21 protein-coding genes are annotated in these 21,733 nt (G+C 55.9%); 8 read left to right on the forward strand and 13 right to left on the reverse strand.

What is annotated here, in order from left to right; genetic code table 11:
• Positions 1-10: 10 nt before the first annotated feature.
• The 6 genes from JN414_RS02530 to JN414_RS02555 all read right to left on the reverse strand — a co-directional run bounded on the left by JN414_RS02530 (position 11) and on the right by JN414_RS02555 (position 6,420).
• The gene (locus JN414_RS02530) at positions 11-1,381 is read right to left on the reverse strand and encodes a glycosyltransferase family 1 protein (RefSeq protein ID WP_237389837.1); all 1,371 of its coding nucleotides are present in this window, start codon (positions 1,379-1,381) and stop codon (positions 11-13) included.
• Positions 1,378-2,835, reverse strand: coding sequence for a glycosyltransferase family 1 protein (locus JN414_RS02535; protein WP_202206554.1), 1,458 nt, complete (start codon positions 2,833-2,835; stop codon positions 1,378-1,380). Before JN414_RS02535 ends, JN414_RS02530 begins: the two co-directional genes overlap by 4 nt.
• A 355-nt stretch (positions 2,836-3,190) precedes the next feature.
• Positions 3,191-3,724 carry an HAD-IIIA family hydrolase gene (locus tag JN414_RS02540; RefSeq protein ID WP_237389838.1) on the reverse strand — a complete coding sequence of 178 codons (534 nt, stop codon included), beginning with the start codon at positions 3,722-3,724 and terminating at the stop codon, positions 3,191-3,193.
• A gap of 165 nt (positions 3,725-3,889) precedes the next feature.
• A complete protein-coding gene (locus JN414_RS02545) occupies positions 3,890-4,813 on the reverse strand; it encodes a GDP-mannose 4,6-dehydratase (protein WP_202206555.1) in 924 nt (307 codons plus the stop codon).
• Between the two features lie 9 nt (positions 4,814-4,822).
• A complete protein-coding gene (locus tag JN414_RS02550) occupies positions 4,823-5,806 on the reverse strand; it encodes a GDP-mannose 4,6-dehydratase (protein WP_202206556.1) in 984 nt (327 codons plus the stop codon).
• A 197-nt stretch (positions 5,807-6,003) separates the two neighbouring features.
• On the reverse strand, positions 6,004-6,420 hold the full coding sequence (locus JN414_RS02555; protein WP_202206557.1) for a hypothetical protein: 417 nt from the start codon (positions 6,418-6,420) through the stop codon (positions 6,004-6,006).
• Between the two features lie 262 nt (positions 6,421-6,682).
• Between JN414_RS02555 and uvrB the strand changes: the two genes are divergently transcribed.
• The 5 genes from uvrB to gshB all read left to right on the forward strand — a co-directional run bounded on the left by uvrB (position 6,683) and on the right by gshB (position 11,822).
• Positions 6,683-8,890, forward strand: a complete 2,208-nt coding sequence (uvrB, locus tag JN414_RS02560; protein WP_304599224.1) for an excinuclease ABC subunit UvrB — start codon at positions 6,683-6,685, stop codon at positions 8,888-8,890.
• Positions 8,891-8,954: 64 nt separating this feature from the next.
• A complete protein-coding gene (locus JN414_RS02565) occupies positions 8,955-9,836 on the forward strand; it encodes an aldose 1-epimerase (RefSeq protein ID WP_202206558.1) in 882 nt (293 codons plus the stop codon).
• The gene (gene greB, locus JN414_RS02570; RefSeq protein ID WP_086634557.1) at positions 9,836-10,336 is read left to right on the forward strand and encodes a transcription elongation factor GreB; all 501 of its coding nucleotides are present in this window, start codon (positions 9,836-9,838) and stop codon (positions 10,334-10,336) included. The genes JN414_RS02565 and greB overlap by 1 nt, the downstream gene beginning before the upstream one ends.
• Before the next feature lie 11 nt (positions 10,337-10,347).
• On the forward strand, positions 10,348-10,761 hold the full coding sequence (locus tag JN414_RS02575) for an NUDIX domain-containing protein (protein WP_202206559.1): 414 nt from the start codon (positions 10,348-10,350) through the stop codon (positions 10,759-10,761).
• An 83-nt stretch (positions 10,762-10,844) separates the two neighbouring features.
• A complete protein-coding gene (gene gshB / locus JN414_RS02580) occupies positions 10,845-11,822 on the forward strand; it encodes a glutathione synthase (protein WP_202206560.1) in 978 nt (325 codons plus the stop codon).
• A gap of 36 nt (positions 11,823-11,858) precedes the next feature.
• Here the strand turns inward: gshB and JN414_RS02585 are convergent, their stop codons facing one another.
• A complete protein-coding gene (locus tag JN414_RS02585) occupies positions 11,859-12,065 on the reverse strand; it encodes a hypothetical protein (RefSeq protein ID WP_202206561.1) in 207 nt (68 codons plus the stop codon).
• A 163-nt stretch (positions 12,066-12,228) separates the two neighbouring features.
• Between JN414_RS02585 and JN414_RS02590 the strand changes: the two genes are divergently transcribed.
• The 3 genes from JN414_RS02590 to JN414_RS02600 all read left to right on the forward strand — a co-directional run bounded on the left by JN414_RS02590 (position 12,229) and on the right by JN414_RS02600 (position 15,112).
• Entirely contained in the window at positions 12,229-12,909 is a 681-nt protein-coding gene (locus JN414_RS02590; RefSeq protein WP_202206562.1) for a class I SAM-dependent methyltransferase, read from the forward strand.
• Between the two features lie 83 nt (positions 12,910-12,992).
• On the forward strand, positions 12,993-14,168 hold the full coding sequence (locus JN414_RS02595; RefSeq protein WP_202206563.1) for a cbb3-type cytochrome c oxidase subunit I: 1,176 nt from the start codon (positions 12,993-12,995) through the stop codon (positions 14,166-14,168).
• A complete protein-coding gene (locus JN414_RS02600) occupies positions 14,165-15,112 on the forward strand; it encodes a heme o synthase (RefSeq protein ID WP_099210406.1) in 948 nt (315 codons plus the stop codon). Before JN414_RS02595 ends, JN414_RS02600 begins: the two co-directional genes overlap by 4 nt.
• Positions 15,113-15,238: 126 nt before the next feature.
• Here JN414_RS02600 and JN414_RS02605 read toward each other — a convergent pair whose 3' ends face one another.
• The 6 genes from JN414_RS02605 to JN414_RS02630 all read right to left on the reverse strand — a co-directional run bounded on the left by JN414_RS02605 (position 15,239) and on the right by JN414_RS02630 (position 21,609).
• The gene (locus tag JN414_RS02605) at positions 15,239-16,144 is read right to left on the reverse strand and encodes a TIM44-like domain-containing protein (RefSeq protein ID WP_202206564.1); all 906 of its coding nucleotides are present in this window, start codon (positions 16,142-16,144) and stop codon (positions 15,239-15,241) included.
• Positions 16,144-17,475 carry a TldD/PmbA family protein gene (locus JN414_RS02610; RefSeq protein WP_202206565.1) on the reverse strand — a complete coding sequence of 444 codons (1,332 nt, stop codon included), beginning with the start codon at positions 17,473-17,475 and terminating at the stop codon, positions 16,144-16,146. The genes JN414_RS02605 and JN414_RS02610 overlap by 1 nt, the downstream gene beginning before the upstream one ends.
• The gene (locus JN414_RS02615) at positions 17,472-18,737 is read right to left on the reverse strand and encodes a pitrilysin family protein (RefSeq protein ID WP_202206566.1); all 1,266 of its coding nucleotides are present in this window, start codon (positions 18,735-18,737) and stop codon (positions 17,472-17,474) included. Before JN414_RS02615 ends, JN414_RS02610 begins: the two co-directional genes overlap by 4 nt.
• A 68-nt stretch (positions 18,738-18,805) precedes the next feature.
• Complete coding sequence (thrC, locus tag JN414_RS02620; protein WP_202206567.1) at positions 18,806-20,206, reverse strand: threonine synthase; 1,401 nt, start codon at positions 20,204-20,206, stop codon at positions 18,806-18,808.
• 22 nt (positions 20,207-20,228) lie between these two features.
• Entirely contained in the window at positions 20,229-21,233 is a 1,005-nt protein-coding gene (locus JN414_RS02625; RefSeq protein ID WP_237389839.1) for a major royal jelly family protein, read from the reverse strand.
• A 37-nt stretch (positions 21,234-21,270) separates the two neighbouring features.
• Positions 21,271-21,609 carry a hypothetical protein gene (locus JN414_RS02630; protein WP_233126245.1) on the reverse strand — a complete coding sequence of 113 codons (339 nt, stop codon included), beginning with the start codon at positions 21,607-21,609 and terminating at the stop codon, positions 21,271-21,273.
• Between the last annotated feature and the right edge of the window lie 124 nt (positions 21,610-21,733).

The raw sequence follows: 21,733 nt of genomic DNA on the forward strand, positions 1-21,733 counted from the left end.
GAAGGTATCGTTAGTTTATCTTGTCAAGAATAGCTTTGGCGCTTTCGTTCCACGGAACGGGTTTGAAGTCTGAACGCACCTGTTGGGTCCAGGCTTTCAGGCCATCGGCATCCTCGATGGTCTTACGAACGAGCGTGTAGGCCTCGTTGATATTGTCGGGGTTGAAATAGCGGGTGAGCTCTCCTCCGGCTTCTGGAATGGATGTTGTCCCTGATGCCAGGCAAGGGCGTCCCATGGAGAGACTTTCTGTCACCGGCAGGCCCCAGCCTTCGAAAAATGAAGGAAAGATCGTGAAGCTGCAATCAGCGTACAGACGTCGCAGTTCGGCATCAGTAGGATTTTGAACGAAACGGATTTTCCCATCCAGCCAGCGAGCGTTTTCAAGCTGCTGCATGAGATCTGAAACGAGCCAGCCTTCTCGTCCCGCAAAGACGAGAGTGGGGACGCTTTCTGCGGGCATGTCCTCAAGCAGTTTGCGCCAGACCCGGAAAAGCAGGACATGGTTTTTACGGGCTTCGATGGTGGAGACGAAGAGGACGTATGGTTCCTGCACAACGGGTTCAGGAGCCATGGGAGCATCCGCGAGACCAAAGCCCGTACCCAGCGGAATGGTCTGAACGGTGACATTGGTGCCAATGTCCTGTTCGGCCAGATAGGACTGCACATCGCGCGCTGTGGCATCGCTATTTGCGAAAATCATGTCTGCCAGTGGTAGAATTGCGCTGTGCCAGGCCTTGAAGGTCATGATAATCCCACGGTCGCACCATTCGGGATGACGAACCGGAACCAGATCATGCATGAGCATTCCGAACGACATACGCAGTTCATCACGCATCCATCGGATGCTCTGAACATAGTTTGGATGATGCCAGGGCGCTCCAAGAGTCAGAAAAACATCGCCGGGCTGGGCGGCATCAGCTAGCCTGGTCCCTTCATCGTACTGGATGGAGGATTGCCCTTTCTGACGTTCCTTTATCTTGGAGCGGCCCATGTCCAGAGCAAGGTGAGCAAGGGCGCGGGGTAGCGTGCTGAGTTCCCGGAGTGCCCAGCTTTCTGCTCTAAAGAAGGTTGTCAGAACGTCCTTTGAGGCAATTTTGTCGATCGGTGGTGTAACGGGAAATGATCCGGGGGAGGAAGAGCCCGCTTTGGCAGTCTTGCCTTCCATGATCTGCCGGAACAGGGTCTCAATAGACGTCCAGTCCACAGTTCGGAAACCGCGAGGGTCTCCGGAGTCTGGGCCCCGGCGAACGAACTGGACTTCATGTCCGCGGAGTTCCCGCAATCCTGCGCTGATCTCGAAAACGACACGTTGAATTCCGCTCGGTCGACTGTGATGCAGAAGGTGGAACAGAAGGTCGTCAATATCTACCCAGAGCGTCATGATTGGTCCCCGCTCAGATAGGCGGCATGACAGGCGTCCAGCACGGCATTTGCACTGTCTTCCCAAGGAACGGGTTTGAACTGTGTGCGGACCTGATCCTGCCAGACTTTCAAGCCGGCCCTGTCTTCGATTGTCCCGCGTACAACACGATAGGCATCGTCAAAATCTTCCGGATCAAAGTAACGGGTCAGCGGACCGCCAGCTTCCGGAATGGAAGTCGAGTTGGATGCCACGCAGGGGCGGCCATTCACGAGGCTTTCGGTAACCGGCAGGCCCCAGCCTTCATAGAGAGACGGGAAAAGAGTGAACATGCAGCCGTCGTAAAGATGGGCTAGTTCATCGTCACTGGGGTCGCGCAGAAGGCGAATTTTCCCGCGGAGCCATTCCGTGTTTTCAAGTTGCTGCATGAGGTCAGAAACCAGCCAGCCAACGCGTCCTGCAAAAACGAGCGTCGGAACCTGATCTCGCGGCAGGTCAATGACCATACGCCGCCAGATCCGAAACGCCAGCAGGTGGTTTTTGCGGGCTTCAAGGGTCGAAACGAACAGCACATAGCTGTCTTTTGCGGGAAGTCCCTTGGGTCTTTCGCCCTCAGCGTGTCGAGGGGGCCCAAAACCACTGCCAATTGGAATGGTCTGGACCGGGCCCTGTAATGTCAGGCGCTGTTTGCGAGCATATTCCTCGACACTGTTGGCTGTGGAGTGGCTGATTGCCAGGAGGCGTCCGCACTGTGGCAGGGTCGTGTCCAGCCAGTGTCGGAAATCGCAGATCAAAGAGAGGGCACACCATTCCGGCCTGACGGCAGGAATGAGATCGTAAACAAGGAGAACAGGTTTAACGCCAAATACCTTGCGGAGGCTGGCCAGGCGCTCTCCAAAGTCTGGCTCGGACCATGCGGCACCAAGGATCAGGAAAATATCACCTGGCCGAGGGGAGGCATCAGAGTTCGCTGATACAAAGGCAGCAGAGGGCTGAGTAACGGGCGCTGGTTGAGCGGGCGCAGAAGATGTGCGGTGCAGTTTCGAACGTGCATAACGTTTCAGTAACTGCAATGCACGCAGCTGATTGACAGCAATATTCAGCAGAGGGCGTGCAAGTTCTGGCGGCAGACTTTCAAGGCGCCGGATCAATGCGTGACGGAGTCCGCGCAGGAGCGAACGAGCATCCTGTCGTTTTTTAGGTGCGGTTTTGCGTGTAGAGGCAATTTTTTCTTCCGAACGGACAGAAAAAAGAGCTTCCAGTTCTTCAAAAGAGACGGACGAGAGAAGGTGTGTTTCCCCTTGGCCGCGGCGCGTCAGAACAATGCGGCCAATACTAGGTTTCTGGGCAGCCTGCTGCCGAATGACATGCAGTATTTCAAAGACAACGCGCTGAATTCCGCTGGGGCGCGCATTGTTTTCGAAGTACTGAAAGATGTCTTCAACGTCGATCCAGATAATGTAATCTTTGTTCATGGGTCCAGGCTAGCTTCAGTAGGGCCGACGAAAACGGCAGTAATTCAAGATATTTTGAGTGATGATTGTAGAATAAGTGTCCTTGGGTAAGCAAGGGTGAGGGGCTAACTTCCCAGGTGTCGATAAATTGTTATTTATTTCTCGGTATTACTTTGTTTTTGACATAATTGATCAGGACGCCATCGATCAGATCGCATCTGAAGCAGAGGCAGATATCAGACGTCTTTGAGAGGATGGGGAAAGGTCTGTGTTCTTCAACCTGCCTGCGTGACAGTCCAATTTAAAAGCCTCGCCGTTACTGGGTTTTTGATATGGACACACAAAGCCAGTGCTACTGAGGTATGAATATTTGCACTTATTGGAATGAACCTCTGTGGGAAGCCAGTTCGGCGAGAGTGGACGGGCCAACGCGAATACCTTTAATTCCAGCTGCGTCAGCCGCCTGAATATCGGTAGGCTGGTCTCCAAACATCACACATCGGGCCGGGTCTAGTTCCCATCGTGTGATTAAGTCTAAAATCATTCCGGGCGCTGGCTTACGGTCAGGACTCTGCCCCCGATACTGTTCCACCACCGCTTCTGGATGCATGGGGCAGTATCGCCAGTCATCAATGGTGCCACCGTGTTTGCGGATAGTCTCGATGACCCAGTCCATAAGCTGTTTGAGATCGTCTTCAGTGTATAACCCGCGGGCAACGCCCGACTGGTTTGTGACGATAAAAACATGATGGCCGCTATCCGTCATCTGAGCGATGGTTTCGAGAACGTCTGGTTCCCACTCGAAGCGCTCGCGTGTTCCAACCCACCCATGATCGCGGTTGATAACGCCATCACGGTCAAGAAACACAGCTGGACGGCGTAGTCTCTTCGGTACATCGTTTTCGGCCAAGACCAAATCTGCCGGCACGCTGAGGTTATGGATGTCGCTGGGAAGGGACAGACCCTTCAGATCTCCACAACGAAGCAGAGTTGGTAGAACATCCTGCTCCAGTGAGCAGTTTCCCGTCAAATGCTGGAATATGGAGTGATCGAACAGGGCGAACAGTAACGTCCTTTATAGTGACAGACCATTCGCGGTGGCTTGCTGTAGGCTGTCTCTGTAAATATCGTCCAATGTTTGCAGCCATGGAATACGAGGGGCCCATCCGAGAGTGCTTCTGGCGAGGGTGGCATCACCGCGTGCGATGGGTGTGTCGGAAGGGCGCAGGCGAGTAGGGTCGATGATAATATCAGCCTTGATCCCGCTGATAGCGATCAGATCGTCCAGAATGGACCGAATGGATCGTGTCTGTCCGGAGCAGAGATTGAGGATTGTACCGCGTTCGAGAGAGGGGGCGGTCATCAGGACATCAAGATACGCATCGCAGACGTCCCGTACGTCCAGGAAATCACGTTGGGCATCAAGGTTGCCTACGTGAATTTCCGGCGGCTGAAGGCCCTTGGCAATGTGAGCAATCTGCGAGGCGAAAGCCGGGACGACAAAATCGACTGACTGGCCCGGACCCGTGTGATTGAATGGCCGCATCCGGATGACATTCAGGCCCTCTTTCGCCATGGCGCCCAAAGCAAGGTCGGCTGCGGCTTTTGTTGCTGCATAAGTATTGCCAGGAGCAAGGGGGGCATTTTCCGTGACGGGAAGGCCGCGCTGGAATGTGGAGCCGTAGGCTTCAGCCGTTGAGGCGAAAAGGACTGTGCCTTCCGGGGCATGGCGCTGCATGCTTCGTGCAACATGGAGCGTGCCGTGCAGGTTGACCTGCCAGGCATGATTAGGATCCTGCCTGGCGTCGCCGATGCTTGATATGGCCGCAAGATGAATACAATGGTCCGGCTTACAGGCCGCAATAGCGGTATCAACCGCTTCTGCGTCACGGATGTCTGGACTGGAAGAAAGGATCTCGCTTTGCGGAAAGCGAGCCTTCATCCGGTCTTTTAAATGCTGCCCGACAAAGCCCCGCTGGCCCGTAACAAGAATACGCATGAAGCGTCCTTAAATAGTCGCCCGGTTGCGATGGCGGGCGAGGTCAGCGTCCACCATTTCGGCAACCATGCTTTCAAGCGTTGTCTCGGCTTCCCAACCAAGAACTCTTTTGGCCTTACTTGCATCCCCCAGTAGAACTTCTACTTCGGCTGGACGCAGGAAGGCCGGGTTTGTGACCACATGGTCTTCGTAGTTGAGGTCTGCGTAAGAGAATGCGATGCGACAAAGGTCGCGAATACTGGTGGTACGGCCGGTAGCGACGACGTAGTCGTCCGGCGTGTCCTGTTGCAGCATGAGGTGCATGGCGCGAACGTAATCGCGGGCATGCCCCCAGTCACGCGTTGCGTCCAGGTTACCGAGCGGCAGTTCCTTTGCCAGCCCCAGTTTAATACGTGCGACGCCATCCGTGACTTTGCGGGTTACGAATTCGATGCCGCGCAGGGGACTCTCATGGTTGAAGAGGATGCCCGATGAAGCATGCATCCCGAAGCTCTCACGATAGTTCACTGTCATCCAGTGAGCGTAAAGTTTGGCAACGGCGTAGGGTGAGCGGGGGTAGAACGGCGTATTTTCGTTCTGAACCGGCTGCTGGATCAGGCCGTACATTTCAGACGAAGATGCCTGATAGAATCTGGCCTTGCTCTGCACGATACGCGCCGCTTCCAGAACGTTGACGGCGCCTATGCCCGTTACATTTCCCGTGAGAAGCGGCTGCTGCCAGGAGGCCGCGACGAAGCTCTGAGCTGCGAGATTGTAAATCTCGTCCGGTCGCACAGTTTCCATGATACGGATTAAGGACGAAAGATCGGTCAGGTTGCCATCGATCAATTCAACATCGTCAATAATTCCGAGCCAGCGAAGTCTCTCTCCGACTACATCTGCAGAGGCAGAGCGACGCAGGAGACCTACAACGCGATAGCCTTTTCCAAGCAGAAGCTGGCTGAGATATGCGCCGTCCTGGCCGGTGATTCCTGTGATGAGGGCTGTAGTCATGGTTTTCCTGATCTCGGTTCTGGTACCGATCCGCGCCAGTCATCTGGCCGCATGAGTCTGTTGTGGGTTAGCGCTTTAGGCTGAATACGGTCAATGCGTGGGCGCATGATGTTGTGGCGGAAGATGCTGGCAAAGGAGCGTGTCCGTTGTGCAGCGGGCGCACGTGCCCCCTTCATTCTGCATCAGAACTGGGAGATTTAAAAAATCTCTTTGATCAGATCATTTCCAATGCTGAACCCTGCACCGGCTTCCACGGAGCGCGCAAAACCGGAGTTAAGGATATTGGAGAAAAATCCGTTGTCAGATGCCTGTTCAACAGCCTGAACGGGTGGTTGAGCAGTGTAGGACGATGATGCAGTGATCGTCTCTAGTTGGCTGTTCGCAGCATTTTCGAGTGCAGCGTGCAATTGCTGAAGCAGGTTGGTGACCTGTTGCTGCTCCGCCTGAAAGGACAGAGCCAACTCACGCAGGTCCAGAGACCACTCACGAGCCTGCAAGTCTCCGGTCTGTGCGGCAGTCTGCATCTTGCCTCCCAGCGACTGAAGCGCCTGGGCGGATTGCTGGGCCTGTTGTTGAAGCTGATTGTACGTCTGCTCGATCGTCTGGACGTCCATGATCGGTCTTCCCTCCGAAATGTGCTCGCCTCAATAGCGCGAGAAAACGAGTCTCACTATCCATTTTTAGAAATGTTATGTCATAAATTGAGTTTCGCAGATTTCTGTATTCCCGGGACACGCGGTTGGCGCGATGGCTTTGGTTCTGGAAACAGAAGATTGGCAATCATCACGATTTTCATCATTCGTCATTGCAGAACGAAACGACAGGCCCGGTGAGACGCTCTTGTGATGTTCCCGTTTCTTTCCCATCTTGGACCCTATGGCCAAAAAACCTTCCGCGCTCCGCAATGCGACCGAAATGCCCCTGACGGCATTCATCCCTGAAAAGCAGCCTGCCAAGGCCAAGACGCGGAAGTTTGTGGTCAAAGCTGACTATGAGCCCGCAGGGGATCAGCCCACCGCAATAGGGGAGCTTGTTCAGGGCGTAGAAGCCGGAGAGCGGGATCAGGTGCTGCTTGGTGTGACGGGGTCGGGCAAGACGTTCAGTATGGCCAAGGTCATTGAGCGGACACAGAAGCCTACCTTGATCCTTGCGCCAAACAAGACGCTGGCTGCCCAGCTTTACGGCGAGATGCGGCAGTTTTTTCCTGATAATGCCGTCGAATATTTTGTCTCGTACTACGACTACTATCAGCCGGAAGCTTACGTTCCACGGTCAGATACGTATATCGAGAAAGACAGCCAGATCAACGAACAGATCGACCGGATGCGCCATGCAGCAACGCAGGCTCTGCTGGAGCGGAATGACGTTATCATTGTTGCGTCCGTATCCTGCATTTACGGTATCGGTTCGGTTGAGACGTATTCGAAAATGGTGGTCCGGCTTGAGGTGGGCGGCGAGATTGATCGCGAGAAGCTCATCAAAGCCCTTGTCGAGCTTCAGTATCGTCGCAACGACGCGGCCTTTGAGCGCGGGACATTCCGTGTGCGCGGCGAACAGATCGACATTTTTCCTGTGCAGAATGAAGACCGCGCTTGGCGTGTGTCTCTGTTCGGGGATGAGATTGATCAGATCACCGAGTTTGATCCTCTGACGGGAAATAAAACGGCTGATCTGGCTGAGATCAGCGTTTACGCAAATTCCCATTATGTGACACCGCGACCAACGCTGAATCAGGCGATGATCGGGATCAAGAACGAGCTTCGGCAGCGGCTTGCGCAGTTTACCGAAGAAGGAAAATTGCTGGAGGCAGAGCGCCTGTCACAGCGGACGACGTTTGATCTGGAAATGATCGAAACGACGGGGGCGTGCAAAGGCATTGAGAACTACTCCCGTTACCTTTCAGGCCGTGGCCCCGGTGATCCGCCGCCGACGTTGTTCGAATACTTGCCAGAAGATGCACTTCTGATTGTAGATGAGAGCCACGTCACAGTGCCGCAGATTGGCGGCATGGAGCGCGGAGACAGAGCGCGAAAATCTGTCCTGTCTGACTTTGGATTTCGGCTGCCTTCTTGCATTGATAATCGCCCGCTCGCCTTTGGTGAGTGGAATGCTTTCCGGCCGCAAAGTATCTTCGTCTCGGCAACGCCTGGTCCGTGGGAAATGGAACAGACGGGGGGTGTGTTTGCCGAGCAGATTATTCGTCCGACAGGTCTGATTGATCCGGTAACGGATGTGAAGCCTGTGGAAGGTCAGGTTGATGATCTGCTGCACGAAGCGCGTGAGACGATTGCCAAGGGTGGACGCATTCTTGTCACAACGCTGACCAAGCGGATGGCGGAAGATCTGACGGATTATCTGGGCGAAGCGGGGATCAAAGTGCGTTATCTGCATTCTGATGTGGATACGCTGGAGCGGATCGAGATTATCCGTGATCTGCGTCTGGGTGCTTTTGATGTTCTGGTCGGGATCAACCTGCTGCGAGAGGGTCTCGACATTCCGGAATGTGCCCTCGTCGCCATTCTGGATGCAGACAAGGAAGGCTTCCTGCGATCCCGGACATCGTTGATCCAGACAATCGGCCGTGCAGCTCGTAACGTGGATGGTCGAGTTCTGCTGTATGCGGACAAGATGACGGACAGCCTCAAATTCGCGATTGAGGAAACCGCTCGGCGACGCGCAAGGCAGACCGAGTGGAACGAAGCTCATGGGATTACGCCCATGACGGTGCGTTCGAAGATTGGTGATGCGCTGTCGTCTATCTTTGAGCAGGACTACGTCACTGTTGCACCTGACGATGCTGGCGACACGGAAGAATTCGTTGGCAAGTCTCTGCCTGTTACGATTCAGGAGCTGGAAAAGCGAATGCGTGAAGCCGCCGCCAATCTGGATTTCGAGCAGGCTGCCCGGCTGCGTGATGAGGTGCGGCGTCTGGAAGCCATTGATATGGGCCTGGAGCCACCACCGCTTGCAACGTCAACCGCCGGGCGACCGGGGGGCGGGAAAAAGCCAAAAGGCCCAACACCCCTCGGGCCGGGCGGCGGCGGCTATGACCCGAATAAGCGCAAACGTGGCGGGCGTCGCTGATCCGGCTATATGAGGGCCCCGGGTTGCCCATGACCGACCGCCATTATCAGGATTGCAGACTGTCATGATTGAACTGAGTTGCGGCAAGAGCCGGCTCACTATTCTTCCCGAAACGGGAGGCTCTGTCGGCCTCTGGCAGCGGGATGGAAAAGATATTTTTCTACCAACCCCAAATGCAGCTTTGCGCGCGCTGAATGGAGTGGCAGTTGGGGCGTACCCGCTAATTCCGTATTCCAATCGTATTGCCGAGGGGCGCTTTTCATTTGGCGGAAAGAGTTACGATCTGGCGCCGAACATGGGAGACCATCCGCACACCATCCACGGGAATGCCTGGGAGCAGCCTTGGACTATTGCTCATCAGGAGGCAAACCACGCAGTTCTGACGCTGTATCATGTCCCGCAAGAGAATGATCAGGCATGGCCTTTTGCCTATCGTGCTGCCCTGTCTTACCAACTGACAGACGCAGGTTTGGATGTTCAGATTGCCATTGAAAACCGGGATGATGTGGAACAGCCGGTTGGGTTTGGCTTTCATCCGTTCCTTGCCGCAGCAGAAGATGCAACGTTTTCGTTCGATGCTGAAAAGGTCTGGCTGACGTCTCCGGATGGTTTGCCTGTTCAGGATGTTCCTTGTGATGGGGAATGGTCTTTTCATACGCCCAAGCCCGCTCATGACCGTTTTGTCGATAACTGCTTTGCAGGATTTGGGGGACGGGTTGTTTTGAAGCGGCCGAATGATGGGCTGGCAGTGACGGTCGAGGCAGACCCGATCTTCAAGCATCTCGTCGTCTTTACCTCCCCGGATAGTCCTTTTGTTGCTGTGGAACCTGTTACGAACATGACGGACGCTATCAATCAGGCGGATGTTGTTGCTAGCGGGCTGCATCTCCTCAAACCAAAAACACGGATTGGCGGTCGGATGCGCTTTCGGGTCCAGGCGCTCTAATGTCTGAAAAAACACCACTCTCGCATTATCTTTCCCCGCGCGGTGCTGAGGTCATGCGGGCCGAGCTCAAGGAACTGGCGCAGAAAGAGCGTCCGCGCATTGTCGAAATCGTCTCCTGGGCCGCAGGCAATGGAGATCGGTCTGAGAATGCCGATTATCAGTACGGCAAACGCCGATTGCGGGAGATCGACCGGCGTCTGAGGTTTCTGGGAAAAAGGCTGGAAAATGCGGTCATCGTTGATCCTGCGGCGCAGACCACGCGGGATCGGGTCTTTTTTGGCGCGACCGTGACCTATGTCGATGAGGACGATGTCGAACACACCGTAACGATCCTCGGTGTAGACGAGTCGGATCTGGTACGGGGGGAGGTCAGTCTCATTTCACCCATCGCACGTGCCCTGATGCGAACCCGTGTCGGGGATGTGGCCATGTTGCAGACGCCTCGTGGCCCTGTCGAAATCGAAATTCTCAAAATCACTTATCCTGAGTCACAGGGTTGAAAGAGGGCGTCGTGCAATCTGAACCGCGTGTTGGATGTGGCGCTGCCATTCTCGTGGATGGAAAGCTTCTGCTGATTCGTCGCAAAAAGGCGCCCGAAGCCGGATGCTGGGGACTACCCGGCGGTAAAGTAGATCTGTTTGAGCCTGTTTCGCGTGCTGTCGAACGGGAAGTTGCAGAAGAACTGGGCATTACGATCCACGCCCGGGACATGCTGTGTCTGGTCGAGCAGTCTGATCGGGAGAGCGGTACGCATTGGATCGCCCCCGTTTATCTGGTGACGAAACTGAATGGAACGCCGAGGCTCATGGAGCCAGAAAAGCATAGTGATTTTGGCTGGTTTCCTTTGGGTGAGCTTCCCTCTTCCCTGACCACACCGACAGTGCAGGCTATGGCCGCTTTGCGTAGCCGGGCCGACATCTTTTGAGAGCGAGCTGTGGGTGGCTTTGAAAAAGCTATTCTGGCCGCTACAGAATAAAATCCCATTTTTCCTTAGCCGGAGTTTCCGACATGTCCCGCTCACTCCGGGTCGCCGTACAGATGGACCCGTTAGAACAGGTCAATATCGATGGCGACTCTACTTTTGCCCTCATGCTTGAAGCGCAGGCGCGTGGACACGAGCTCTGGGTTTATCCTGTAACCACGCTCAGTCTGATTGAAGGCCAGGGCAAGGGCGGCCGCCTTCAGGCGCGCGCGCGCCGGGTTGAGGTTCGCCGGGTCCGCGGAGATCATGCGACGTTTGGTGAAGAAGAAATTCTTCCGCTGGGCGAGACCGATGTGATCCTGATGCGGCAGGACCCGCCGTTTGACATGGGGTACATCACCGCGACCCATATGCTTGAGCACGTTCATGGGGTGGGCGAGGGGCTGTCACTGGTCGTGAACGATCCAGTCGCCGTCCGGAATGCGCCTGAAAAGCTGCTTGTCACGCATTTCCCGCACCTTATGCCGCCGACATTGGTTGCATGGGATAGCCGGGATATTCTGGCATTCCGCGAGCAGCACAAGGACATCATCGTCAAGCCGCTTTACGGCAATGGCGGCGCCGGAATTTTCCGCATCAAGCCGGATGATGAAAATCTGAAGGCTCTGCTGGAAATGCATTTTGCCCGCACCAACGAACCGTTGATGATCCAGCGCTATGAGCCCGCTGTGCGCCTTGGAGACAAGCGCATTATTCTCGTGGATGGAGCGCCAGTTGGGGCCATTAACCGCGTTCCAGCTACAGGGGAAGCGCGGTCAAACATGCATGTTGGCGGGCGTGCAGAACGGGTGGAACTGACGGAGCGCGATCGGGAGATCTGTGATTCGATCGGTCCGTACCTTCGAGATCATGGCCTAATTTTCGTTGGTATTGACGTGATCGGGGACTGGCTGACGGAGATTAACGTGACGTCTCCGACAGGCTTGCAGGAACTGGATCGCTTTGAGGGCATCAACAGTGCCGGGCTGGTTTGGGATGCGATTGAGCGGCGCTATCCATCCTGAAGTGAAGGAACAAGAAAGACGTCTGGGCGGTACAGCTCAGGCGTCTTTTTTCTCTGTTTCAGGGGGCACCGCATCATAGCGGATAGGAAGCTGCAACTCGGGTGCAGGCTCGTCCTGCGCTTCCGGTGGTTTGTCCTTTACAAAACGATTATCCCACCATTCCGTGATTTTTTCCCGAAAATGAAACACGTAGACGCCGGCCCATGTAACGAGGCAGAGCACGATCAGCAGAAAATTCAGCATCCGGGACCTCCAAAACGGTGAAAAACGGGTAACTCGCCCGTCATCCGCAACGCGTGTCTTGCCAGATGCATGTCTTGAAGGGCAAGAAGGACCCAACTGAACGAAGTTTCCGGACAAGCTCTCCAGTCTTGATGGGGAGCGGACACAGAAGGTCGCATATATTATGTCTTCAACCCTCTCCCCGCGTTCTGCACTGGATGCGGAGGCCGTCAAGGCGGCCTATCGTCGATGGGCGCGAGTTTACGATACTGTTTTTGGTGGTATCTCCGGCTATGGACGCAAGAGGGCTGTTGAAGCCGTAAACGCCCTCCCAGGAGAGCGGGTTCTTGAAGTCGGCGTTGGGACAGGCCTCGCGCTGCCGTCATATTCTCCGGATAAACGCATTACCGGCATCGATCTGTCGGAAGACATGCTTGACCGCGCACGTCAGCGCATTCTTCAGGACCGTCTGACCAATGTCGATGACCTGCTGGAAATGGATGCAGAAGCCACGACTTTCGAAGACAACAGCTTTGACATCGCAGTTGCGATGTTCGTAGCGTCCGTCGTTCCACACCCCGACCGTCTTCTCGCCGAACTGAAGCGTGTTGTTCGTCCGGGCGGTCACATCCTGTTTGTGAACCACTTTCTTGCAACGGGTGGCCTGCGTCTGACAGTAGAACGCGGCATGGCCCGTGCCTCGCGTTCCCTCGGCTGGCATCCGGACTTCGCAATCGAGTCTCTTCTGCCACCAGAAGACCTGAAACGCGCGACTATGACGCCTGTTCCACCTGCCGGGCTGTTTACACTCGTGACATTGCCGCAATGCGAGAGTAAAAGCGATGCCGCAGCCCTGGTCGCCTGATCGGCGTATGGCTCCGGTTAAGCCGGCGCCGAGTATTCCGACGCTCGCTGCGGTATTCCTTGGCAGGGACCGACTACGCGATCATGACTTATCAGGCCTTCGACTCTACCCCCGCTCTTTCCAATAGACGGATCGGCGCATCCTTTATTTTACTGGCACTGTTTGCTGGTCTTCTGGGTGGGTCGTTGGCTCTGCCATTCCTTCAGATTCATCCAACTGCCGGGCAGGCTTTCTGCCACGGCATTCTGATGGCTTTCTTTGTAATCTGTCCGGCTGCGCTCGGTGGATTCGGCCAATGGCTCCTCCCTGCCGAGCTTGGAACAGACAGAACGACTCTTCCGGCTCTGACACTGACGGGCTTCTGTTTCCTGTCATCCGGCATTGTTCTTCTTCCAATCCAGCCAATCATTGCACTTGCGCTCTGGGCCGTGGGTGTTTTCGCTGTTGCGCTGGATGTCATCACAACTTTTCTCGAAGGGCGTGTTCTTCAGTTCCGGAAGCTCTCTCCATTGGCTTGGTCCATGCTTGCGACAGCATCCGGTGTGACGATTGTCGCGCCTGTCCTTGCTGCAATCATGACGCGGATGATGATCAATGGTGCTCCGGCCAATGCTGCTCATGAGCTGGTCAGCATGCTTCATCTTCCAGAAACATCTCTGATGCTGACCCCAGCGCTGGGGTTGGTTTGCTATCTGTTGTCATCCAGCCGGAATAAGCCGGGACTGGCTGACCGGCTGGCTCCGTATGCTTTTGGCGTGATGGCTGTCGTGGGCCCGCTCTTCTGGATGGACGGCCTCTTCGGTGGTGTGCCTGCGGCAGTGCAGGGAAGCCTCGTGGTGTTGACCCAGCTTGTGCCGTCGGTCCTGCTGGTAACTGCGCTTTGCGTTGACGTCTGGAAGCAGCGCCAGGAGCTGGATGGGACGACGCTCTGGGCTCTAGGAAGTGTGATCCTTTTCTCTGCGGGTTGGATTGCAGAGTTCATGCCGGGGCATGGAACAGATCATTCAGCCGCGGCGTTTGGTGGCATTATGGCTCTCTGTGGTGGTTTCTATGCCTGGATGATGCGTGTGCTCCCAGATCATATTCCGTCTCCACTGAGCCGCATGCATGCAGGCCTGACCTTTGTGGGAGCTCTTTGCTCTCTGACACCAGCGCTGATGGTAGTCGGAGAAGGCCTGATGGGCCTCAGCCTGCTGACATTCGGCATACTCGGACTTTTCCTGATCAAGGAGACCGGGCGCGCCCGGGCCAAAGCATGAGTGAAGCAACACCCTTAGCCCCCTCGGGGCTTTTTTCAGTTCTGGGCGATAAAGGAGACTCGTCGCTCAAGGACTGGCTGGCTCTGCTGAAGCCGCGGGTTATTTCCCTTGTGGTGTTTACCGGCGCTGCGGGCATGGCTGTGGCTCCACAGTGGCCGTCCATCCCCATTGGCCTCATTACCATCCTGTGCATCTGTATCGGTGCTGGCGCCGCCGGTGCGATCAATATGTGGTACGACCGCGATATCGACGCAGTCATGCGCCGAACCAATGTACGCCCGATCCCTGATGGCAGAATGCCAGCGGATAGCGCGCTGGTTTATGGTATCGCGCTGTCCGTACTGTCTGTTGTCGTGCTGTGGCTCGCCACAAATGCTCTTGCCGCAGGCATTCTGGCGTTCTCGATCTTTTTCTACAGTGTCGTTTACACGATGTGGCTCAAGCGGAGTACGCCGCAGAACATCGTGATTGGGGGTGCCGCAGGGGCGTTTCCTCCGATGATCGGCTGGGCAGCGACTATGAATTCCATGGCAGTTCTGCCCGTTGCCATGTTCGCCATTGTGTTCCTCTGGACGCCACCGCACTTCTGGTCTCTGTCGCTTTACGCGTGCAAGGATTACGACAAAGCGGGGATCCCGATGCTGCCGGTCGTCAAAGGCGCCCGTCACACACGCTGGCAGATCCTTCTTTATACATTCATCCTCACGGCCGTCTCACTGTGGCCATCTTTCGCGCATGAATGCGGAATGTTTTACACAGTGACGACAAGCCTGCTGGATCTGGGTTTCATCCTGTGCGCCTTGCGTGTGCTGATGGACCAGCAGGATGCAACGGGCGTAAGCCTGACAAAAGACAAGCCAGCGCGCTTCGCTTTCCGATATTCGCTGGCTTATCTGTTTTTTCTATTTTGTGGTCTTCTGGTGGATCGGGTTCTGCTGTCATGAAAACAACGATGCCTGATCTCGCAGCGAAACGGCGTCAGAGCCGTATCGTCGGAATTGCAGGAGGGGTCATTACCCTCGCTGCAATTTTCTATGTGATTACACTGATCCGTTTCTAAGAACGGGCTTTCAGCCAGCCTGCTGGATGGCTGAAAGGATCCAGTTCCCGCGCCCGTCTGCGCGGACAAACGTCCAGAGTTCCGTAACGGTTACGGGCTCTGTTGAGCTTCCATCAATCACATTGCCAAACGAGTCGGTTGTGACGTCCGTCATGGAATAACGCATGGCAACCGTCGCATAGGTCAGGTTGCGTTCGCGCCAGGCTTCAGACAGATCGCCACGCTGGAACTGAACATTGGAGACAATGTTACGTGCGCCACGGCTGGTGAGATCAGAAAGCTGTTCGTTGAAGTATCCAGCCATTTCCGGTGTGGTCATGCTGGAAAGCGCACGTGTGTTCTGTGCACTCCAGGCTGCCTGGATATCAAGAAGGAGGCGCTGGAAGCTGGTATAATCGTCGTTGCTCAACGTAACGGGAGCGCTTCCTCCAGCCGCACTGAACGGAGCGCTGCCAGACATTCCGTTTGCTGCCGTCTTGCGACGATTAAACAGCCGAAGAACGAACATTATCAGGGCACCAATCACGAACACCTGGAACAAAAATCCAAGGAATGACGTGCCGCCGTTCATGCCACCAAAGAACCCGTGTCCACTCAGCATTCCGAACAGACCAGCGCCCAGCAGGCCTCCTGCAAAACCTGTCATGAACGGATGGCGGTTTGGAAAGGACGGGCGATAACCCGGCGTCATGGGTGCCATCGGACGAGGAGCGGTCTGTGCACCATAGTTGGACTGCGGCGCCATTGTCCGGTCCATTGGGCGTGTCCAGCTCGGCGTGATGGATGTCCGTGGAGGCGCACTCCAGGTGCGTGAACCACGGCTCCCCATAGAGGCACCGCCACCCGGACGGGCATCGGCGGAACCCAGCACGCAAAGTAGCGCACAGGCGACGGAGAAAAGACGAAAATTACGCATCAAAGTCCTGCAATGCTCATGCCATCAATCCGGATGCTCGGCGCATTCACGCTGCTCCGGAAGGAAAGATCGCTGGCTGGAACCATACGGGAGAACATGTCCCGAAGATTTCCAGCAATCGTGAGTTCAGCAACGGGCTCAGCAAGCTCGCCGTTACGGATCATGAAGCCGGAAGCCCCTCGGCTGTAATCACCCGTCAGCATATTGATGGATGACCCCATGAGTTCCGTGACCAGTATTCCTTCCTTTATATCGGAACGCAGATCCCCTGCGGAAAGATCACCTAGTTCAAGATGAAGATTTGTCACACTTGGGCTCGGTGGACCTGAAACGCCTCTGCTTGCGCGCCCGTTGGACCGCAGGTCAAGCTGACGGGCGCTTCTGGAATCCAGCAGCCATGTGGTGAGAACGCCGTCCGAAATCAGATCCAGAGCTGTCGCGGGGCAGCCTTCACCGTCGAAGGGACGCGAGCCCGCACCACGAATACGGCGAGGATCGTCACGGACTGTCAGGCCAGCGGACAGAATACGTGTCCCCATGGCTTCTTTCAGGAATGACGTGCCTCTCGCAACGGATGCGCCATTGATGGCACTCGCCAGATGACCCAACAGGCTGGAGGAAACCCGCGGATCATAAATGATGCTGTATGTGCCAGTCTTCGGACGAGAGGGGTTCACGCGCGAGACAGCACGTTCTCCTGCCTCACGGCCGATAAGGGCAGGTGCGTCCAGATCTTCCAAATGGACGGTGCCGTGATGAGCATAGTCCCGCTGCATCAGCGCGCCATCACCGGCCAGTACGCTGGCGCTGATGGAGTGCCCTGTACGGCTGTAACGCCCCATGAAGCCCGCAGACGTACCAAGCGCAATAACTGTGCGGCCATGTCCGGAAGAAGCGCCGTTGGTATTGGTAACACCAGATACAGCCAAGGCAGCGTCTTCCGCTTCTCGTGCGCGCGCCAGAAGGGCGTCCATGTGCGGTGCTGCCGTGTCTTCCAGATCCAGACCGGACGCATCAAAATGTCCAACCATGCTGTCAGGCGCAAGACCGCCAAAGCGGTCTTCTGGCACGACAAGCGCCATGGCACAGGCCTGTTCTGCCAGGCGATCAAACTCGGCTTCATCCAGAACGCTGGTTGACACCGATGCGGCTTTTTGGCCCCGGAAAACACGGAGGCCCAGCGCAACACTTTCTGAGCGCTCTATGCCTTCAGGGACACCTTTCCGAACCATCGCGGATTCGGATTCATTTCTGATGAACACGGCATCGGCGTGATCGGCACCATGTCGTTTGGCAGCGGCGAGGAGGGCTTCAATGGGCGTAGTGGTCATGCAGCAAGCCTCGCAGTGATGTCTTCAATGGCAGGCACATTCTTCACGGGCCCGATAGCCGTGAAAGTTGGAGTGCCTGCAAAGATGGTCTTCGCAACCCGTAGGATGTCAGCTTCCGTTACGGCATCAATTTTACCGACTGTCTCCGTGACAGGAACAGGGCGGCCATGAACCTGGATCTGGCGTGCCAGCTGTTCGCACCTGCTACCCGTGCTCTCCAGAGACATGAGCAGGGATGATTTGAGCTGCGCCCGGGCACGAGAAAGCTCTTCAGGTGTCAGGCCGTCCTGAAGGCGCTTGAGCTCGTCAATCATGACCGGCACCAGCTCAGCCACTTCGGCTTCGCCCGTTCCCGCATAAAGTCCGAACAGACCACTGTCGCTGAATGGGGAGGCAAACGAATAGACGCTGTAAACCAACCCGCGACGTTCGCGAATTTCCTGAAAGAGCCGCGAAGACATGCCGCCGCCCAACAAGGTGGACAGGATCATGACAGCGTAATGATCGGGGTGGTGATAGCTGACAGACGGGAAGCCCATCACCAGGTGGGCCTGATCCAGCTCGCGTGTGGTGCGGATGTCACCGCCGGCATAGTCCGCATTGCGGGGCGTTGAGGTCTGATGAGTGGGAAGGTCGGCGAAGTGCTCTTTCACGAGATCCACGACCTGCTGGTGATGCAGGTTGCCGGCCGCGGCGATCGTGATGTTACGCGTGGTGTAATGTTCACGCATGTAGCCCATCAACGTCTCACGCGTCATGCCTGAAACGAGCTCTTCCGTCCCTAGCGTCGGGCGGCCCATCGGTTGCGCCGGGAAGGCACATTCCTGGAAGTGATCGAAGATGATGTCATCTGGTGTATCGTTGGCCTGACCGATTTCCTGAAGGATGACACCACGCTCACGCTCGATTTCGGCATCCAGAAACGTGCTGTGCGTGAGAATATCCCCGATGATGTCTACACCAAGCGGCAGATCCTCCTTGAGGAGCTTGACGTAATATGCGGTGGTTTCCCGCGCAGTGTAAGCATTGATATGACCACCGACATTCTCGATCTCTTCGGCAATACGGGCTGCGGACCGTCTTTCTGTGCCTTTGAAAGCCATATGCTCGAGAAAGTGGGAGACGCCGTTGTTTTCTGCAGTTTCGTCGCGTGTGCCGATCGAAACATAGGCGCCGAAGGATACGGTCTCAACGCGTTCCATGCGTTCCGTGATGATGGTCAGACCGTTGTCGAGCGTGGTGACTTCAATCGTATCGGGCATGAGTTTCCGTAAAATCATAAAAAGACAGGCTCCCTGAGATGGGGAGCCTGTAGGAAGGAACAAGCCTGTCAGTGGCGGCGGATATGGCTGCGAACCGCATCCTGAATACCGGCGAGCTGACTGCTCATGGTGTCATAGCGCTCTGGGCGCTCGAAAAGATCAGCGAGGTGAGGCGGCAAAGCAGCCTTGATTCCGGTCGCCGCGAAAACGGCATCCGGGAATTTGGCAGGATGTGCAGTGGCTGCAGCGACCATCGGAATGCCCGGCTCTTGGAAGCGCTTGCCGACTGCCAGGCCGATCGCCGTATGGGGATCCGCCAGATAGAGGCTTTCGCTGTAGAAGTGACGCATGGCTTCGCTGGTCTGCTCATCACTGAGCGTCATGCCGTCAAAGACGTCTTTCATGCGCGTCCAAGCATCGTGGGGTACGGCCATTCGGCCAGTTTCACGAAACTCTTTCATGATCGCAGCACAACGCGTCGGGTTGCGGTCCAGAAGTTCGAACAGCAGACGTTCGAAATTGGACGAGACCTGAATGTCCATGGACGGCGAAAGGCTTGGCTCCACCGTACGGACGCTCATATCGTTTTCAATCAGAAAGCGCGTGAGAATGTCATTGCGGTTCGACCCAATGCACAGGCGACGGATGGGGAGACCCATCTGGCGTGCGGCCCAGGCTGCCAGCACATTGCCGAAGTTGCCGGTCGGAACGGAGAAAGATACTTCGCGATCTGGTGCGCCTAATGCCAGCGCTGCCCGGACGTAATACGGGATCTGGGCGGCGATACGGGCCCAGTTGATGGAGTTGACGGCGGAAAGAGAGACTTCGTCGCGGAACGTCGTGTCTGCGAAGAGGGCCTTTACCATGTCCTGACAGGTATCGAAGTCACCCTCGACGGCAATGTTCAGGATATTGTCGTCCGGAACCGTTGTCATCTGGCGGCGCTGAACTTCTGACGTCCGGCCTTTTGGGTGAAGAATGACGACGGACAGGCGCTCGCGGCCACGGCAGGCTTCGATGGCAGCCGAGCCGGTGTCACCGGATGTTGCACCGACGATCGTAACTTTATGGTTCCGCTGCGTCAGGACATGATCGAACAGGCGGCCGAGCATCTGCATCGCCATATCTTTGAAGGCGAGCGTAGGGCCATGGAACAGTTCAAGTGAGAAAAGGTCCTGCTCCACTTCGCAAAGCGGCGCGACAGCGGCGTGATCAAAGCCCGCATAGGCGTCCCGGGCCATGTCGCGAAGAGTATCGCGGTCAATGGCGCCTTCGGAAAACAGCGAAATGACTTCGGCAGTCAGGTCCGCGTAGGAGAGCGTGCGCCATTCACGGAACGTCTGGGCGCTGATTTTTGGCCAGCTCTCCGGCATGTAGAGACCACCGTCTCCAGCAAGGCCGGCAAGGAGGATGTCGGAGAAGTTGGGTGCGTCGGCGGTCAGGTCGCCGCGAGTAGATCGGTAGCGCATGGGAAGTTTATATCACGACCTTCTATGGCAAGGCGATGCGAAGAATGTGCGGTTTTCCATCTTCTGATGTCAGAACGGCAACCTGATGGCTGTCAGAAACCGCCAGTGCTCCAGCCTCGAGAAGGCGAGTGTCCCGGATGAGGATCAGGGGATTGCGTTCGCTGCCGAACTGAAGGAGAGCGCCATCCGTAAGGTCAGACATGTAGAAGACGTTTTCAGGGCTTAGGGTGATGCCGCCGAGGCTCGGCGTGTCGCGCCATTCTACAATGCCATCAAGCTGCTCAACGGGCGTGAAAGCCGGATCTGTCAGGAGGGAAGCGTCAATCCGATACAGGGGGCCGCAGGCAGGCATGTAAAACAGCCATTGCCCCTTTGCGTCGAGCGCCAGAAACCGAACATTTCCGCCAGTCAGAGGGTGCCCGTCTGGTCCGTTGATAATTTGTGCGTTGCGCGTGAACGGTCTGCGTCCTGTGACGGATGGATCGTACGGCAGAAAGCGCTGTGCTTTACCGTCCTTCAGGGAAACGACAACGAGGGCCGGTTTTCCTTCGTCCGTCACATAGGCAAAACTTCCATGGACCTGAAGTGCCGTGAGATTGCTGCCTTTCAGCGTTCCGCCGACGAAGGGGACCGCTCCAAGAAGCTTTCCATCCACAGAGAGATGAACAAGCTTAGCCTGAGGCGATACTGTCAGGCCCCAGTAATCCGATCCTGCCTGCGTCAGAAATGCGAGGGGTGGGATTTGTCCCTGCTCAGCGGCATCAATCGGAAACGGATGAGTGTGATTTTGGGAATCGAGTAAAACAGGGCGACCCTCTTCACTCAAAGCCAGGAAAGTGTCTGCGCCATGTGGAAGCAGGGAGCCAAGCTGAACATGATCAAGCGCAGCATCAGCAACAATCTGTGCTGACTGCGGAGCATCTTTCCACGGATGGTCTGCATAAGCAGGTGAAGAGAACAGACCAGCAGCGCCCAGAAGGACGCTCGCGACGGAATATAAAAACCGGCTTTTCATAGCTCCAGACATCGGCCCGTCCAGAAAATTTGGCAAGCCTCAAACAGGACTAATAATCCAGCGTGGCTTCTCGCTCCGTTTTTTCTTCTCGGGTTTTCGAAGAAAGAATGCGGGCTGCATGACGTTGCACAGGCGACAGTGCCGGTCGCGGGTTGGACAGCCAGGGGGCGTGTTCATGCTCAACCGGGAAAAGCACGGCTGCATGCATAAGCAACGCCGCATCTACGGTCATGCATTCAATGGACCAGCGTTGGTCGGGCATGCGAGCAATGTAATGACCGGATGCAGTCTGTCTGATTTCAATAGGGAACGTGCGCGTGGTCATACCCTGGCGCACAGTTGCATAAACCAGGCCCGGAACGCTGCCTGTCCGTTGTTCAAGATGCATGGTCAGACGCCTCTGGCTAGTCTTGTTACAAGACGTTATGACGCCCAGAGTCTGAAAACTTCGTTAACGCCTCATGGTGTTTCTTTGGGGCGTCTTGCCGAAATCTTCTCGAAAGAATGGATTT

It is taken from the genome of Gluconobacter sp. Gdi (assembly GCF_014132155.1).
Lineage (GTDB): Bacteria > Pseudomonadota > Alphaproteobacteria > Acetobacterales > Acetobacteraceae > Gluconobacter.